The 16,605-nt window shown below is 66.4% G+C and carries 15 protein-coding genes; 6 read left to right on the top strand and 9 right to left on the bottom strand.

Going from position 1 to position 16,605, the window contains the following annotated elements:
* The 6 genes from VNQ78_RS08825 to VNQ78_RS08850 form a co-directional block, all read left to right on the top strand.
* Window positions 1-1,511: transketolase C-terminal domain-containing protein (locus VNQ78_RS08825; RefSeq protein WP_325688770.1), on the top strand; the 1,511-nt coding region annotated here is incomplete at its 5' end.
* Between the two features lies 1 nt (window position 1,512).
* Window positions 1,513-2,691 carry a dihydrolipoamide acetyltransferase family protein gene (locus VNQ78_RS08830; protein WP_325688772.1) on the top strand — a complete coding sequence of 393 codons (1,179 nt, stop codon included), beginning with the start codon at window positions 1,513-1,515 and terminating at the stop codon, window positions 2,689-2,691.
* A 130-nt stretch (window positions 2,692-2,821) separates the two neighbouring features.
* Window positions 2,822-4,309 (top strand): MATE family efflux transporter, encoded by a 1,488-nt coding sequence (locus VNQ78_RS08835; protein WP_325688774.1) that lies wholly within the window; start codon window positions 2,822-2,824, stop codon window positions 4,307-4,309.
* A 56-nt stretch (window positions 4,310-4,365) separates the two neighbouring features.
* Window positions 4,366-4,851: a CYTH domain-containing protein gene (locus VNQ78_RS08840; protein ID WP_325688776.1), complete on the top strand. Its 486-nt coding sequence runs from the start codon at window positions 4,366-4,368 to the stop codon at window positions 4,849-4,851.
* A 67-nt stretch (window positions 4,852-4,918) separates the two neighbouring features.
* Window positions 4,919-6,928, top strand: a complete 2,010-nt coding sequence (locus tag VNQ78_RS08845) for an ATP-dependent helicase (RefSeq protein WP_325688778.1) — start codon at window positions 4,919-4,921, stop codon at window positions 6,926-6,928.
* A gap of 69 nt (window positions 6,929-6,997) precedes the next feature.
* Window positions 6,998-8,158, top strand: coding sequence for an alpha/beta hydrolase (locus VNQ78_RS08850; protein ID WP_325688780.1), 1,161 nt, complete (start codon window positions 6,998-7,000; stop codon window positions 8,156-8,158).
* A gap of 20 nt (window positions 8,159-8,178) precedes the next feature.
* Here VNQ78_RS08850 and VNQ78_RS08855 read toward each other — a convergent pair whose 3' ends face one another.
* The 9 genes from VNQ78_RS08855 to VNQ78_RS08895 all read right to left on the bottom strand — a co-directional run bounded on the left by VNQ78_RS08855 (window position 8,179) and on the right by VNQ78_RS08895 (window position 16,566).
* Window positions 8,179-8,574 carry a RidA family protein gene (locus VNQ78_RS08855; RefSeq protein WP_325688782.1) on the bottom strand — a complete coding sequence of 132 codons (396 nt, stop codon included), beginning with the start codon at window positions 8,572-8,574 and terminating at the stop codon, window positions 8,179-8,181.
* Window positions 8,575-8,593: 19 nt separating this feature from the next.
* Complete coding sequence (locus VNQ78_RS08860) at window positions 8,594-9,790, bottom strand: NAD(P)/FAD-dependent oxidoreductase (RefSeq protein ID WP_325688784.1); 1,197 nt, start codon at window positions 9,788-9,790, stop codon at window positions 8,594-8,596.
* A gap of 35 nt (window positions 9,791-9,825) precedes the next feature.
* The gene (locus VNQ78_RS08865; protein ID WP_325688786.1) at window positions 9,826-10,443 is read right to left on the bottom strand and encodes a TetR family transcriptional regulator C-terminal domain-containing protein; all 618 of its coding nucleotides are present in this window, start codon (window positions 10,441-10,443) and stop codon (window positions 9,826-9,828) included.
* Between the two features lie 66 nt (window positions 10,444-10,509).
* Window positions 10,510-11,520, bottom strand: coding sequence for an ABC transporter substrate-binding protein (locus tag VNQ78_RS08870; protein ID WP_325688788.1), 1,011 nt, complete (start codon window positions 11,518-11,520; stop codon window positions 10,510-10,512).
* A 27-nt stretch (window positions 11,521-11,547) separates the two neighbouring features.
* Window positions 11,548-12,930: an FAD-binding oxidoreductase gene (locus VNQ78_RS08875; RefSeq protein WP_325688790.1), complete on the bottom strand. Its 1,383-nt coding sequence runs from the start codon at window positions 12,928-12,930 to the stop codon at window positions 11,548-11,550.
* Entirely contained in the window at window positions 12,924-14,120 is a 1,197-nt protein-coding gene (locus VNQ78_RS08880; RefSeq protein WP_325688792.1) for an amidohydrolase family protein, read from the bottom strand. Before VNQ78_RS08880 ends, VNQ78_RS08875 begins: the two co-directional genes overlap by 7 nt.
* A complete protein-coding gene (locus VNQ78_RS08885; RefSeq protein ID WP_325688794.1) occupies window positions 14,117-14,959 on the bottom strand; it encodes an ABC transporter permease in 843 nt (280 codons plus the stop codon). The genes VNQ78_RS08880 and VNQ78_RS08885 overlap by 4 nt, the downstream gene beginning before the upstream one ends.
* A gap of 4 nt (window positions 14,960-14,963) precedes the next feature.
* Window positions 14,964-15,761, bottom strand: a complete 798-nt coding sequence (locus VNQ78_RS08890; protein WP_325688796.1) for an ABC transporter ATP-binding protein — start codon at window positions 15,759-15,761, stop codon at window positions 14,964-14,966.
* Window positions 15,762-15,765: 4 nt separating this feature from the next.
* Window positions 15,766-16,566, bottom strand: a complete 801-nt coding sequence (locus VNQ78_RS08895; protein ID WP_325688798.1) for a creatininase family protein — start codon at window positions 16,564-16,566, stop codon at window positions 15,766-15,768.
* Between the last annotated feature and the right edge of the window lie 39 nt (window positions 16,567-16,605).

Genomic DNA, 16,605 nt, shown 5'->3' on the forward strand with positions numbered 1-16,605 from the left:
CCATGTTGTTTTATATCGAGGATAACGGCTACGGCATCTCGGTGCCGTCGACCTTGCAGACGCCGGGGGGCAATATCGCGGCCAACCTCGCCTCATGGCAGGGCTTGCGGATCTTCTCGGGCGACGGAACCGCCCCGGAGGAGGCCGCGCATCTGATCGCGGAGGCCGTCACCCATGTCCGTGAGGAGCGCGGCCCGGCGATGCTGCGCCTGACCGTCCCCCGCTTGCAGGGCCACAGTTTTCAGGACACCCAAGCCTACAAGGCGGCCGGAACCGTCATGGCCGAGCGGGCGCGCGATCCTTGGGCAAAGCTGCATCGCCATCTGGTGCCCCGTGTCGTCAGCCCCGAAGCCTGGGACAATGCCGTGATCGAGGCCCACGAGACGGTCGAGGCCGCCCGCATCGCCGCCGAGGCGCGCCCGGTCGCCGATCCCGATACGGTCACGCGCCACGTTTTCTACGAGGGCGAGATGCAGCAGATCGGCGGGCTGATGGCGCAGGGCTGGACCCCACCCGCTTCGGTCGAGCGGCCCGAGCCTGTGGGCCAGCGCCTGAACATGGTCACGGCGATCCGCCGCGTTCTGGATCAGGAACTGACCTCCAATCCGCGCATGGTCGTCTTTGGCGAGGATGTGGGGCCCAAGGGCGGTGTCCATGCGGTGACATTGGGCCTTCAGGAAAAGCACGGGGCCGAGCGCGTCTTTGACACCTCGCTGTCAGAGGAGGGCATCATCGGCCGGGCAGTGGGCATGGCGCTGGCGGGCCTATTGCCGGTGCCCGAGATCCAGTTCCGCAAATATGCCGAACCCGCGACCGAGCAGCTCAACGATTGCGGCTCGCTGCGGTGGCGGACCAATAACCGCTTTGCCGCGCCGATGGTGGTGCGGATGCCGGTCGGTTTCTTCAAATGCGGCGATCCGTGGCACAGCCAGACGAACGAGGTTGCCTTTATCCACAGTCCCGGCTGGAAGGTCGCCACCCCCTCGAATGCCGAGGATGCGGTGGGGCTGCTGCGCGGCGCATTGCGCGGCAATGACCCGGTGATCTTTCTTGAGCATCGCGCGATGCTCGATCACGCTTGGGCGCGGCGGGCATGGCCGGGGGACGATTACGTACTGCCTTTCGGCAAGGCGCGGATCGTGACGCCGGGCACCCGCGCGACCATCGTGACATGGGGCGGGCTGGTCGATCGCTGCCAGGAAGCGGCCGAGGGGCTGTCGGTCGAGGTGATCGACCTTCGCACGCTGGTCCCCTGGGACCGCGAGGCGGTGCTGGCCTCGGTCGCGCGCACCCATCGCTGCCTGATCGTGCATGAGGATCTGCAGACCGCCGGTTTCGGCGCCGAGATCGCGGCGGTGGTCGCGGACGAGGCCTTCACCGATCTTGATGCGCCGGTGGCGCGCCTGACCATGCCTGACATCCCAAGCCCCCATAATCCCGCCTTTCTCGACCGGGCCGTGCCTTCGGTCGCCGCGATCCGCGCCCGTCTGGGCGATCTGCTGGAGTTCTGAGATGGTCGATGTTCTGGTTCCGCTCGAGCAGGAAGGCACGCAGGCGACGGTATCGGGTTGGCTGCGCCGGGTCGGCGATCTGGTCGCGGCGGATGATCCGCTGGTCGAGCTTGAGACGGACAAGGTCTCGGTCGAGGTGCCCGCGCCGGTTTCCGGGCGGCTGGCCGAGATCCTGATCGACGCCGGGGGCGAGGCGCGGCCCGGAAACATATTGGCCCGGATCGAGGTGGTGGCCGATGCCCCGGCCGCTGCCGAGGTCGCGCCCGAACCGCAGCCGGAACCAGCGGGGCGGGGGAGGGGCAGGGACATGTCCGGCTGGCACTCGCCCGCCGTCAGGAAGGCCTTGAGCGAGACCGGCATGGACCCCGCCGGCATCCGGGGCACCGGTCGGGATGGGCGACTGACCCGCGCCGATGTGGAGACGGCCGCGACCGCGCGGGCCGCCGATCCGCAACCCGAGGCTCCTACCCGGACCGGTAGCCGCTTTGTCCCGCATGACCAGATGCGGCTTGCCATTGCCCGGAACATGCTGCGTTCCGTCACCGAAACGCCGCAGGTCACGGCGGTGTTCGAGGCCGATTTCAGCGCGGTGATGGCCCATCGCAACCGCCACAAATCCGCCTTTGCCGAGGACGGTATCGCGCTGTCCTTCATGCCCTATATCCTCCTTGCCTCGGCGCAGGCGATGCGGGCGGTGCCGCAGGTGAACAGCCGCTGGCATCCCGACCGGCTGGAGATCTTCGAGGACGTGAATATCGGCGTCGGCACCGCGCTTGGGGATAAGGGCCTTGTCGTCCCCGTCATCCGCAAGGTGCAGGATCTGTCGCTGCGCGGGGTCGCCGCGAGGTTGCAGGAGGTGACGGCCCGCGCCCGGAACGGCGATCTCGCCCCCGCCGACATGCGGGACGGCACCTTCACGATCTCGAACCATGGGGTCTCGGGGTCGCTTCTGGCCGCGCCGGTGATCATCAACCAGCCGCAATCGGCCATTCTCGGGGTCGGCAAGATGGAGAAGCGGGTCGTCGTCCGCGAGGTCGAGGGCATCGACACCATCCAGATCCGGCCCATGTGCTATGTCTCGCTGACGATCGATCATCGCGTGCTGGACGGGCACCAGACGAACGGCTGGCTGACCGCCTTCGTCGCGGCGATCGAGGGATGGGACGCCTCCTCCGGCTAGGATCGTCACCACTGGCGTTGCGCGGAAAATTCGCGGAGATTGGGACCGGAGGTGGGCTTTCGATCCGGGGTCTGAACTTCCCCCGGTTACGGGCGTTGTCCGCAGCATCCAACGCGACGAGGGATAGGACATGAAGCAACGCGTCGACCTGACGAGTGGGCCGATCTATCCCAGCTTGCTGCTTTTCGCGCTGCCCACGCTGGGTTCCTCGGTATTGCAATCGGCCAATGGGTCGATCGACGCGGTCTGGGTCGGGCATCTTCTGGGGGAAAACGCGCTTGCCGCCACGACCAACGGCAATCTGGTGATGTTCCTGCTGACGGCCTTCGTCTTTGGCTTCGGCATGGCCTCGACCATCCTGATCGGCCAGTCGGTCGGGCGGCGCGACATGCACGGCGCGCGCGAGGTGGTCGGAACCGCGATCGGCACCTTCGCGCCCCTTGCGGTGCTGATCGCGGTGATCGGCTGGTTCCTTGCCCCGAGCCTCTTGTCGGTACTGGGCACCGGACCCGAGATCACGCCGCTGGCGCGCGCCTTCCTGCGGGTGACATTCCTCGCCATGCCCGCGATCCTGATGCAGACCATGCTGATGATGGCGCTGCGCGGGTCGGGGGATGCGCTGACGCCGCTGATCTTCATGGCGCTGGCCGTGGTCCTCGACGTGGTGCTGAACCCGCTTTTCATCCTCGGGAAAGGGCCGCTGCCCGAAATGGGGATCGGCGGATCGGCCTTCGCGATGGCGGTCGCGAACTACACGAGCCTTATCGCCATGCTCTGCTATGTCTATATCCGCCGCCATCCGCTGCGGCTTGCGGGCAAGGATCTGGCCATGCTGCGGCCCGCGCCGCACATCCTGCGGCTGATGCTGCGCAAGGGGCTGCCGATCGGGTTGCAGATGGTCGTCGTCTCCAGTGCGATGCTGACCATGATGACGCTGGTGAACCGCGAGGGCGTGGAGACCACCGCCGCATTCGGCGCGACCCAGCAGATCTGGACCTATGTGCAGATGCCCGCCATGGCGCTTGGGGCGGCGGTCAGCGCCATGGCCGCGCAGAATATCGGCGCGGGGCGATGGGACCGGGTCGGGCAGATCACCCGTGCGGGCATCCTCCTCAACTTCCTGCTGACCGGTGGGCTTGTTGCGATCCTCATGCTGGTCGACCGCCATGCGCTGGCGCTGTTTTTGGGGTCCGAGGGCGAGGCCATCGCGATCGGGCAGCATATCGCGCGGCTGGCGACCTGGGGGTTCATCGCCTTCGGGATCAGCATGGTGCTGTTCGGGACGGTCCGGGCCAACGGACAGGTGGTCTGGCCGCTGATCATCCTTGCCGTCTCGCTTTATCCGGTGCGGCTGGGCGTTGCGCTGGGGCTGCGCGACTGGCTCGGGGTCGATGCGCTGTGGCTCAGCTTTCCGATCGCCATGCTATCGACCATGCTGATGGCAGGGGCACTTTATCTGCAAGGGGGCTGGCGACGCAGCAGCGACATGGCCCGGCTGGACGAGTCCGAAGCGGCCGAGGTCGCGCCGCAGATCTCGGTCACGACCGAGGCGAGTCCGCCCTCCAGCCCGCGCAATCCCGGCCTGCCGCCAGCCCGTGAATCGAGCCCGGCGGAGTGAGCCGTGCCAAGCGATGACCGTCGGTCGCAATATGAGCAAGCTCTGCGGAGAGGAAGATGATCCGAGAAATCGAACGGAAGTTCCTCGTTGCCGATGATGGATGGCGCCGGCATGTCTTGTCGACGGTGCGGATCCGCGACGGGCTGCTTGCATTCCGCGATGGCCGCAAGGTCCGGGTCCGCTTCTATGACGACCGCGCCACCCTGACGATCAAGGGACCGCATGAAGGCCTTGCCCGGGACGAGTTCGAATACGAGATCCCGGCCTCGGACGCCACCATCCTGTTCCAGAAGCATTGTCATGGCGAGGTGCTGGAAAAGACCCGCCATTACCTGACATTCGCGGGCTTCGACTGGTCGGTGGACGAGTATCGGGGTCTTCTCGAAGGCGTAATCTATGCCGAGATCGAATTGCCCTCGGCCTCCACAGGCTTTCCATTGCCGCCATGGCTCGGCCCCGAAGTGACCGGTCAGCCCCAGCATCGGAAGATCAACCTTGTCATCGCGCGGGGCGGTTCGCCCGTTGGCGATCCCCGGATCTAGCCGGCCATGCCTTGAGGCGTTCCCTTTACGTTCCGAAACGGGTAGGCTTCGGGAAAAGGGGACAGGCATGGCATATCTGGAGAAGCTGAACGAACGGCAGCGGCAGGCGGTCGAGTTCGGGGACCGTCCGCTTCTGGTCATCGCCGGGGCGGGATCGGGCAAGACAAACACTATCGCGCACCGCGTCGCGCATCTGCTGGTGGGCGGGGCGGATCCGTGCCGGATCCTGCTGATGACCTTCTCGCGCCGCGCCGCGTCGGAGCTGGCGCGCCGGGTCGAACGGATCACCGCGCAGGCGATGGGCCAGGGCTACTCGGCCGAGGCCCTGACCTGGGCCGGCACCTTCCACGGCATCGGCGCCCGCATCCTGCGCGATCACGCCCACCAGATCGGCCTGCACCCGGATTTCACCATCCATGACCGCGAGGATTCGGCCGATCTGATGAACCTCTGCCGGCACGAACTGGGCCTGTCCCGGGCCGTGGCGCGCTTTCCGACCAAGGGCACCTGCCTTGCGATCTATTCCCGCGCCGTCAACGCGGGCGAGGCTCTGGGCGATGTCCTGCGCGACAGCTTTCCGTGGTGCGCCGAGTGGGAGGCCGAGCTGAAATCGCTTTTCGCGACCTATGTGGCCGCCAAGCAGGCCCAGAATGTCCTCGATTATGACGACCTGCTGCTTGCATGGTCGCAGGTGATGGAGGAGCCGGGCTTTGCCGCCCATCTGGGCGCGATGTGGGATCATGTGCTGATCGACGAATATCAGGACACCAACAGGCTGCAATCGCGCATCCTTCTGGGGCTGAAACCCGACGGGCGTGGCCTGACGGTGGTTGGCGACGATGCCCAGTCGATCTATGCCTTCCGGGCCGCGACCGTCCGCAACATCCTCGACTTTCCCGAGGCTTTCAGCCCCCCGGCCGAGGTTGTCACGCTCGATCGCAACTACCGCTCGACCCAGCCGATCCTTGCCGCCGCCAATTCGGTGATCGGGCTGGCGAGCGAGCGGTTCACCAAGGATCTGTGGAGCGACCGCCCCTCGGCGGAACGGCCCGGCCTTGTGACCTATGCGAGCGAGGCCGAGCAGGCGCGCCATTTCGTCGACCGGATCCTTGCCAATCGCGAAACCGGCATGACACTGAAGCAGCAGGCTGTCCTCTTTCGCACGTCGAGCCATTCCGGCCAGATCGAGGTCGAGCTGACGCGCCGGAACGTGCCCTTCGTCAAGTTCGGCGGGCTGAAATTCCTCGATTCTGCCCATGTGAAGGATCTGCTTGCCCTGCTGCGCTTTGCGCAGAACCCGCGCGACCGGGTCTCGGGCTTCCGTGTCCTGCAACTGGTGCCGGGGATCGGGCCGGGGACCGCGGGCAAGGTTCTGGACCGCATCCAGCCCGCGGCCGAGCCGTTGCGCGCCTTGGCCGAGCTTGCGCCGCCGCCCCGCGCGACCGGGTGGGAGGAGCTTGTCGCGGCGCTTGGTCCCTGCAACTGGCCCGAGGAGATCGCCCGCGCCCGCAACTGGTATGACCCGCAGCTTGAACGCATCCACGAGGATGCGGAAAGCCGTCGCGCGGATCTCCTCCAGCTTGAGCAGATCGCATCGGCCTATCCCACGCGCGAGCGGTTCCTGACCGACCTGACGCTTGACGCCCCGGACGCGACCAGCGCTCAGGCAGGGGTGCCGCTGAAGGACGAGGATTACCTGATCCTCTCGACCATCCATTCCGCCAAGGGGCAGGAGTGGAAATCCGTCTTCGTGCTGAATGTCGTCGATGGCTGCATCCCGTCCGATCTTGGCACCGGCCAGAGCGCCGAGATCGAGGAGGAGCGTCGGTTGCTCTATGTCGCGATGACGCGCGCCAAGGATCAGTTGACGCTGGGCGTGCCGCTGAAGTTCTATGTCACCCAGCAGACGCGTAGGGGCGACCGGTATATCTATGCCGCAAGAAGCCGCTTCATCCCGCGCGACCTGCTGGAACGGTTCGAGGTGCGGCACTGGTCGCCGCCGCCCTCCCGCGCGACGGTCAGCCCCGCCCTTCCCGTGATTGACGTAGGCCAGCGAATGCGCGGGATGTGGAGCTGAGCCGGATGGCTTTCGCCCGGTCTCTGGCCTAGCCTCGGGGCCGCGATGGAATCGAACCGGAAAGGCCCCATGCGTCAGGACATTCCCCATCCCCGCTTTGTCGCGCGCGATTCCCGCCGCCGGACCGGACGATTCCGGGCGTCGCTTGCCGTTCTGGTCATGGTCTTGTCCTCATGTGGCGCGCGGCCTGGCCCGGAAACGCTGTTGCCGGTGGCGAACCCGAATGGTGGCGGCACCCCGATCACGGTCCTGTCGATGACCAATCGCACCGGGACCGCGACCGTGCCGCCGGTCTTTGGCAGCGGCCGGGGCACCCCCAGCTTCGAGGAGTTCACCTTCTTGACGCGCACGCCCGCCACGCAGGCCGATGACCGCGGCACCCCCGAAGCCGACCCGTCGAAGGAATTCGTCACCGTGGGGCGCCGGCTGATGAGCGAGGCCGCATTCGAGGACGAGGTCATCCGCAGGACCGCTCCGCGCGACACGTCGATCACCGTCTTCGTGCATGGCTACAATTACAGCTATCAGGAGGCGGTGTTCCGGGTGGCGCAGCTCAATGCCGAGACCAGCGAATCCTCGGTCCCGATCCTGTTTTCCTGGCCCTCGGATGGCAGGGCCTCGGGCTATCTGGCGGATCGCGACGGGGCGACCTATGCGAGGGATGATCTTGTCCGCCTGCTCACCACATTGCGGCAGGAGGCGCCGGGCCGGAATATCGGCGTCATCGGGCACAGCATGGGTGCGTGGCTGGTGATGGAGGCGCTGCGCCAGATGCGGATGCAGGGCCAGGGCAATATTGTCGATCAGCTTCAGGTGGTTCTGGCGGCCCCGGATATCGACATAGACGTGTTCCGCAAGCAGGCCGGGGCGGTGGGCAAGCTGCCCACGCCCCTTACCCTGCTGGTTTCGCCCGATGACCGTGCGCTTGCCGTATCGGGTGGTTTGGCCGGCCGGCGGGCGCGGGTGGGCAATGCCGGGCTGAACGACCCGCAGCTTCTGGCCATCGCCCAGCAGAACGGCATGCGCGTCTTTGACATCTCCGCCGTGCCAGCGACGGGCGGGCTGAACCATGACCGCTATATCGCCTTCGCCGCCCGATATGCCGACATGGCCGAGGACGGGCGCGGGGGTGACCGGTTCCGGCGGGCGGGGATCTATCTCCTCGACACGACGGGGAGGATCCTGTCGAGCCCGTTCGACGCCGCATCCCGCGCGCTTGGCGGAGACTAGCCCGGCAGGTCCGCTTTCGGTCAGGACGCGGGCCGGGCCAAGGCGATGGCCTCGATCTCGACCAGAAATTCCGGCCGGGTGAAGCCCGAGACGATCAGCAGCGTCGAAGCGGGTTTTACCGCGACATCCGCCAGAACCCGATCCCGCACGGCCATATAGGGGGCCATGTCCTCGCGCCGGGTGACATAGGTGGTGAAGCGCAGGACATGGCTGAAATCGAGCCCGGCTTCGGAGAGGATCGCCGCGATATTCGCAAAGCACAGCGCCGCCTGCGCCTCGACCCCCTCGGGGATCGAGCCATCCGGGGCAAGCGCGAGCTGGCCCGATGTCACCACCAGTTCCCCGGTTCCGATCCCGTGGGAATAATTGCCGAAGGGCGGCGCGATCGAGGCGGGGGCAAGCGAGGTGAAGGTCATCCGTGGATCCTGAAGAGTGTCAGAGCAGGGTTTTCAGATCGAGGGCGGCATCGCCCAACTGGGCGGGCAGGGGCGAGCGGCCTGCCTCGATCAGCCGTTTTCCGATCATGTAGGCGCGGGGGTCGTTCATGGCGTCGACCGCGATCAGCCGACCTTTCGCGAAGTACCAATGCGATCGTCCGGTCGCGCCCGGCCTTGTGATCACGCTGTCATGCCCGTCGCTCAGCCCGGCGATTTGCAGTTTGATGTCATGCTGGTCCGACCAGAACCACGGCTTCGGGTGATAGTCCTGTCCCGCGCCCATGATATTGGCGGCCACGGCTTCGGCCTGATCGATGGCATTCTGGACGCATTCCAGCCGGATCATCCGGCCATCCAAGGGCAGGCGGGTGCAATCCCCCGCCGCCCAGATATGCGGGTCCGAGGTGCGACCACGCGCATCCACGACAATGCCGCCGTCGCATTCCAGCCCGGCGGCGGCGGCCAGTTCGTCATTCGCGACGACGCCGATGCCCAGAACGATGAAATCGAACTCATGCCGGATGCCGTCCGAGAGTTCGGCGGCAAGCGGCGCGCCGGGATGCAGCGCCGTCAGACCGATGCCTTCCAGTAACTCGACGCCGTGGCCGCGATGCAATTCGCGGAAGAAGGCGGCGGTCTCGGGGCCCGCGACGCGCTGCAGGATGCGGGGCGCAGCCTCGATCAGCGTGACGTGCAGGCCCTGACGGCTGGCGATGGCCGCCGCCTCGAGGCCGATATAGCCGCCGCCGACGATCAGGACGCGGCGGCCGGGGCGCATCTCGGGCGCGAGGCGGTCGATATCGGCCAGCCCGCGCAGGGTGTGGATCAAGGCGGGATCGCCGCCCATCGCCGCGGGCAGGCTGCGCGGCCGGGTGCCGGTGGTCAGGACGAGGTGGTCGTAATCCAGCCATTCGCCGCCCAGATCGACCCGGCGCCGGTCGCGGTCAATCCGGGTGGCGCGGCGGCCCTGATGCAGCGTGATTCCCTGATCGCCATAGAAACGCTCGGGACGCAGGAACAGGTTTTCGCGGGACATCTCGCCCAGCAGGTATTTCTTCGAGAGGGGCGGGCGCTGATAGGGGGGCGCGTCTTCCTCGCCGACCAGCGTGATCGGGCCGTCATGGCCAAGGCTCCGCAATCGCGTCGCAAGGGCCGCGCCGGCCTGACCGGCGCCAAGGATCAGGACATGGTTCACGGCGTCCTCCGTCTTACGGGTCAAGGGAATGGCGATCAGTCGAGAAGGCCGCAGCGGCCGAGGAACAGGGCCGTCGCCTCTGCGACGATCCGGGCCTCGTTCAGCGGCGTCGGGGCGGGCGCATCCATCAGCCTGCGGACCTGCGCCTCATATTCGGCATAATGCTGCGTCACCGCCCAGAGGTTCATCTGGAACAACAGCGGATCGACCGGGCGGATGCGGCCCGCATCGACCCAGCCCTGAATAACGGCCGTGGCCTCGTCCACCGAAAGCCGCAAGGCGGGCCAATGCGCCGCCATCTCCAGACCGCCGCGGGCAATCTCATGCGCGAAGAAGCGGGCGACCTCGGGATGTTCCAGCGCGTGGCGGATCTTGCGCCGGACATAGTCGGCGATGACGGCCTTCGGGTCATCGGGGCACGAGGCCGAGAGGAAGAAGATCTCCTTCCAATGCGTGACGATCTCGCCCAGCACCTGCTGGTAGAGATCCTCCTTGGAGGTGATGTAATAGTGCAGTTGCGCCTTGGTGATGCCGGCGGTCCGGGCGATGGCCAGCGTCGAGGTTCCGGCGAGGCCGTTCCGCGCGAATTCCGAGATCGCGGCATCGCGGATGCTGTCATGGATCGCTTCCCGCCGTTGTTTCGCACTGGACATGGAGCTCCTGCCTTCGGTGTCATTCAGGGTGACGGGCGGCGGCTTTGCTGCCGCCGCCGGCCGGGTTCAGTCTGCGACCAGTTCCTTGCGGAGGTCGAGGCCCTTGCCCTTGTTGACGAAGCGCAGATCGGCGACCTTGGCAGGATCGACCGCGCCCTCGTCGATCAGGCCGGCGCCGACGGCCAGCGTCTCGAAGGCCCGGAGGCGGTCCTCGGTCATGGCGCCGATGCCATTCTGAAGCGCGTCGCCGCTGTCGACGATGCCAAGGTCGATCATCTGCTGCACTTCGGCATCAAGCTTGGCCTTGGTCATTTCCGGGTTGGCGGCCATGATTGCTTCATAGGCCTTGGTCCGGTCGCCGTAGAGGAAATTGTACCAGCCCTCGATCGAGGCATCGACGAAGCGCTGCACCAGTTCGGGGTTCTCGTCGATCAGATCCTGACGCGTCTCGATGGTGCTGGCATAGGTCGACCAGCCGTGATCGGCCAGCAGGAAGACATCGACCGACGCGCCCTGTTCGGCGGCATAAAGCGGCTCGGCGGTGGCGTAGGATTGCTGCACCATCGCCTTGTCCTGCAGGAACTGGGCGAGGTTGTAGTTATAGGGGCGGACCTGCTCGTCGCGGAAGCCGTGATCCTTGACCATCCATTTCCAGTAGGAGAACTGCCCGTCCTTGGCCAAGAGGACGCTTGGCGCCTTGGCGAGGTCGGCGAAGCTTGCATAGCTGCCCTGATGGGCCATGAGCGCCTGCGGATCCTTCTGGTAGATCGCTGCGACCACGGTGGTCGGGATGCCGTTGCGGACATTGTCGAAGGACAGAAGCAGGTTGCCGCCCATCAGGAAATCCAGCCGCCCGGCCGGAAGCATCGGGCGGTTGTTGACCTGCGGCCCGCCGGGGACGATCTCGACCTCGAGGCCATATTTCTCATAGGTGCCGTCCGCGACGGCCTGATAATAGCCGCCATGCCCGCCCTGAGCGAGCCAGTTGGTGCCGAATTTCACCTTGTCCGCCGCGAAGGCGGCGGTCGCTGCGACCGAGGCCGCCAGCGCCAGCATCAGCGTCTTGCCATAAGTCATGGAACTCTCCTGTCGGGATTTTGTCGTTCAGTCGTCGGCCAGCGCCATTTCGGGCGTCCAGCCGCGGGTCTTGCCCGGATTCATCAGGCCGTAGGGATCGGCCTTTTTCTTGAACTCGATCTGCGTGTCGTCGATGGTCTTCATGCCGCCATCCTCGATCGTGTAGACATGCGGGTCGAAGATGGTGCAGCCATCCGCCTCAAGCTGGCGGATCAGGCGATACATCTCGTCCTTGCCGCGATAGCGGACCAGCGGCAGGGCAAAGATCTGGACCCGGCCCTTTTCGCGCGCCATCTCGTGATGCCAGAACATCTCGTCGCCGTGGCGTTCGAGTTGCCGCTTTGCCAGTTCGGTGTCGAAAGGATGGGGATAGGCGACCTGCAGATAGGTCCAGCCCTTGTCCATCTTGAGCGCCTGCAGCGTGGTATGGTTCCAGCCCAGCTCATAGGCGGGTTGCAGGCCCTGGCTGTGGATCTCGTCCTTGGTCAGGGCGAAGGGAACATGGCCGCCATGCTGCGCGACCGCCTCGCGGAACCGCGCGAGTTCGGCGGGCGCGACCATGGCAAAGACCGCGTCGCGATCGGCCGGGAAATGGTCCTTGAGCTTGCGGTAATAGGCCGAGAAGCGGCGCTCCACACAGGTCAGCAGGTAAAGATCCAGCCCCTCCTCTTGCACCGCCGTAGCGAATTCAAGGGCCGCGCCGTAACCGTCGAACAGCGCCGCGACATGCAGCCATTCTGTCGCCGGGGTCAGGGCAAGGCCAACCTCGGCCAGAATGCCGTTCGTGCCATAGGCGTGCTGGACCTTGTGAACGTCGCGGCCATGCAGCTCGATCACCTGCGGCTCGGGCTCGACGGTGATGATCTTGGCATAGGTGACATTGCCGTCGTCGCGCAGCGTGCCGTTGCGGAACGAGCCGATCCCGCCCGAGCCGCCCGCGATGAAACCGCCGATGGTCGCAAGCGACCGGGTCGAGGGATACATCCGCAATTCCTGCCCGGTTTCATGCACCGCATCGTCGAGGCGCGAGATCCGCGCCCCTGCCTCGACCCGGACATGGCCCGGCGTGATCTCGACCACCCGGTCGAGCCGCGTCATGTCCACCACCACGCCGCCATCCAGCGGCACGCATTGACCGTAATTGCCGGTGCCGCCGCCGCGCAGGGTCAGGGGCAGGCGGTGGCGGGCGGCGGCAGAGGCGACGCGAACCAGTTCCTCCTGCGTGGTGGGGATGACGACCACCTCGCCCCGGCAATCCTCAAGCTGTTCGTTCAGGATCGGGCTATACCAGAAATAATCGCGCGAGCGCAGCTCAAGGGTCTTTGCGTCGTCATGGATGCGGAGGCCGTCCAGTTCGGCCTTGAACGCGGCAAGGGCGGCGGCGCGGGGCGCGCGGGCTTCGGTCAGCATGGAAAGGCTCCGTTCATTGGGGCAATCGGGGTGCCGCCGCGCCAGACCGTGCGCCCGGCTGTCGGGCGGCTGGCCAGTTCATCGGCGCTTTGGGCGGCGAAATGGATGAAGTCCGCGGGCGCGCCCTCGGCGAGTGGGGCAGAGGCGCCGGACCAGCCCGCGGGCAGCGTCGTGACCGCGTCGAGCCAATCCTCGGGATCGAGATGGCCGAGCAGCACCGCGAGCCGCCAGGCATCGGCCGGATCGTAGTCGCCATGCGGATAGAAGCCGTCGCAGACATTGTCCGAACCGAACATGACCTGCATTCCGGCGGCGCGTGCCTCGCGGATCGGGGCCAGACCGCGCAGGCGCGGAGTGCGCCCGCCTGTCGCGTCCTGCAACCAGGCATTGCAGGCGGGCAGGGCGACAAGGCCCAACCCGGCCGCGGCTGCCCGGTCGAGGAGGCGCGCGACCTCATTCGCCGGCCGAACGGACAGCGCGCAGGCATGGCCGCAAAGGACGCGGCCGGCGAAGCCGCGCCGCTCGGTCTCGGCAAGGACCGCGTCGAAGCCCTGCGCCTCGGGGTCGGTGCCCTCATCGACATGGAAATCCAGCGCGAGGTCGAAACGCTCGGCCAGATCGAAGACCCGCGCGACGCCCGCGGCCAGATCGGCATTGCGATAGATGAAAGCCCCCAGCACCCCGCCAGAGGCCGCGACGCGGCGCGCAATCGCCTCGCCATGCGCTGCGAAGGCATCGAGCGGCGTCAGTGAGGCCAGTTCCAGTGCGATCCGACCCCGCCATTCGCGCGCCAACTCGCCCAGCACCTCCCACGCGGCGGGGGTCCGGTCATCATGCCAGTCGACATGGCTGCGCATCTGCCCGGTGCCGTGGCCCCATGCGCGGGCCAGCGCGTGTTCGGCGCGGTCGCGGATATCCTCGGGCGTCCATCGGGCGACGTCGCCTGCCATCATCTCGATCGCGTCATGCAGCGATCCGGCCCGGCGCGGCATCCGGTGCAGGGTATAGGTCTTGTCGAGATGCACATGGAGATCGGCAAAAAGCGGCGTGACCATGCCCCCGCCGTTCTGGTCCGAGGGGCGCAACGTCGCGATGCGACCGCCCGAGATGCCCAGATCCCAGTGCCCCGGACGACCGGCCAGCCGGACGCCCTTCAGATCGGTGACGACGCGTTGCAACATGCTGGTCATCGCGTCCTCGCGATCTCGCTTTCATGCCAGTGGCCAAGCACCGCGCTGGACAGCCACGAGGTCGCGAGGAAGATCACCACCCCCAGCGCCGAGACGAGGAAGAGGGCCGCGAACATCAGGGGGATCTCGTTTCGGAAGCTGGATTCGAGGATGCGCGAGGCAAGGCCGGTATTCTGCCCCGCCGTGCCCGCCACGAATTCCGCCACCACCGCGCCGATCAGCGAGAGGCCACCCGCGATCTTCAGCGCAGCCATGAAATAGGGCAGGGCCGAGGGGATCAGCAGATAGCGCAGCCGTTGCAGGGGCGTGGCGCGGTAGAGCGTGAAGAGGTCGCGCAGGTTGTGGTCGGCGCTGCGCAGCCCGATCGCGGTGTTCGACAGGATCGGGAAGAAGGCCACGATCCACGCGCAGATCAGCAGCGCCCAGAACGTGTCGGGGACATAGATCAGGATCAGGGGCGCAATGGCGACGATGGGCGTCACCTGCAGGATCACCGCGAATGGAAAGAGGCTCATCTCGATCCGGCGCGACAGGGCAAAGACCATGCCGAGGGCGACACCGCCAAAGATGGCGAGGGCGAGCGACATCAGCGTCAGCTTGATCGTGAACCAGGCGCTGCCCATCAGCGAGCCGAAATTCGCGACCAGCGTTCTGGCGATCAGGCTGGGGGCCGGGATCAGGTAATGCGGAACCTCGTTATACCAGACCAGAAACTCCCACAGCAGCAGGGCGGCGGCGATGGTGCAGACCGGAAGCCCGATGCGCATGCGCCGTTCATGGCGAGCGCGCAGCAGCGCGGGGTCGATGGCGGGGATGGCCGGCGCGGTCGGGTTTGACATGCTCTCAGTGGTTGAGGTCGACATGATCCATGGTCCCTTCCAATGCCTCGGTCACGGTGCGGCAGGTTTCGGCATAACGGGCGGTGGTGCGGTAATGCTCGTCCCGCTCGCCTTCGGGCATTGGCAAGTCATGGACGACCCGGCCGGGGCGCGAGCCCATGACGACCACCCGGCTGGACAGGTAAACGCTCTCAAAGACCGAATGGGTGACGAAGATCACCGTCAGCCCCTGCCTGCGCCACAGCTCCAGCACGTCATTGTTGAGCTTGAACCGCGTCATCTCATCGAGGGCGGCAAAGGGCTCGTCCATCAACAGCAGGCGGGGTTTCGTCACCATCGCCCGCGCGATCGAGACCCGCATCTTCATGCCCCCCGAAAGCTCGCGCGGGTAGGAGCGGGCGAATTTCGTAAGCCCGACCATTTCCAGCGCCTCCTCGACCCGCGCCCTCGCCTCGGCCCGCTTCATCCCCCGCAGCTTGAGCGGCAGCAGCACATTGTCGAAAACCGTGGCCCAGGGCATCAGCGTGGCGTCCTGAAAGACGAAGCTGACCTCTCCCTCATTGCTGCCGGGCGCGCGTCCGTCGACGGTGATCGTCCCGCCGCTCGGCTCCAGCAAGCCCGCGATCATCCGAAGTGCGGTGGACTTTCCGCAGCCCGAGGGGCCGAGAAAGCTGACGAATTCGCCCTCGCGAATGACAAGGTTCATGTCGCGAAGCGCCACTGTCCCGTTACCGAAGCGTTTCTCGACATGGGAGAGGACGATCTGGTCCTGCGCGGCATTCGGGTGGGGAATGGGGGTCATGCGCTTACCACTCCGGCGTTGTGTCGAGCCAGGACAGCGGCGCCCGGTCGATATCGTGGAAAATGTCGATCAGCCGTGCCGTGGCATGGTCCAGCGTGGCGCGGCCCTTTTCGGCGCTGGCCAAATGCGCCTCGCCACAGGCGCCGGCCGGGTTCAGGTCCTGAATCATCCAGCCGGGCTTGGCCGGGCCGCCAAGCGCGATCGAGGGATGGGTTTCGCTGAAATCCTGCGCGCGCGAGCGGAAGTCCCGCGCCTGCGCCATGTCGACATTTGCCGGGTCCAGCGCCAGCATGACCGAGGTTTCCATGTCCCCGGCATGGATGCCATAGCCCCGCTCGGCGGCCGAGTAGACGCCCTCGGGCATCCCGGCACCGAACCAGTTGAGCGAAAAGACCATCATCCGCTGCGAAATGCGCAATTCGCGCGCCACGATGTCCATGGCCGGGATATTGCCGCCATGACCGTTCAGCAGCACCAGCTTGCGCACGCCCGCGCGGGCGACGCAGGCCCCGATCTCGGTCCAGACGCGGATCAGCGTCTCGGCCGAAAGCGTCAGGGTGCCGGGAAAGGCCAGATGCTCGTTGCTCTTGGTCACGGCCTGCGTCGGCAGGAACACGACCGGGCTTGTCGCGGGCAGGTCGCGGGCCAGACCCGCGCAGATCCCGTTCACCGAGGTCGTATCCACCGACATCGGCAGATGCGGCCCATGCTGCTCGATCGCGCCGAGGGGCAGGACCGCAATCAGCCGCGACCTGTCCAGCCGCGAGAATTCAAGGCTCGAATAATCCGCCCAGAAACGCTTCATCTTTTCCCGTTCCCCTGCCGCGAGATTGAGGCACTGCGG

This window comes from Paracoccus sp. (in: a-proteobacteria) (genome assembly GCF_035556475.1).
Taxonomy (GTDB): domain Bacteria; phylum Pseudomonadota; class Alphaproteobacteria; order Rhodobacterales; family Rhodobacteraceae; genus Paracoccus.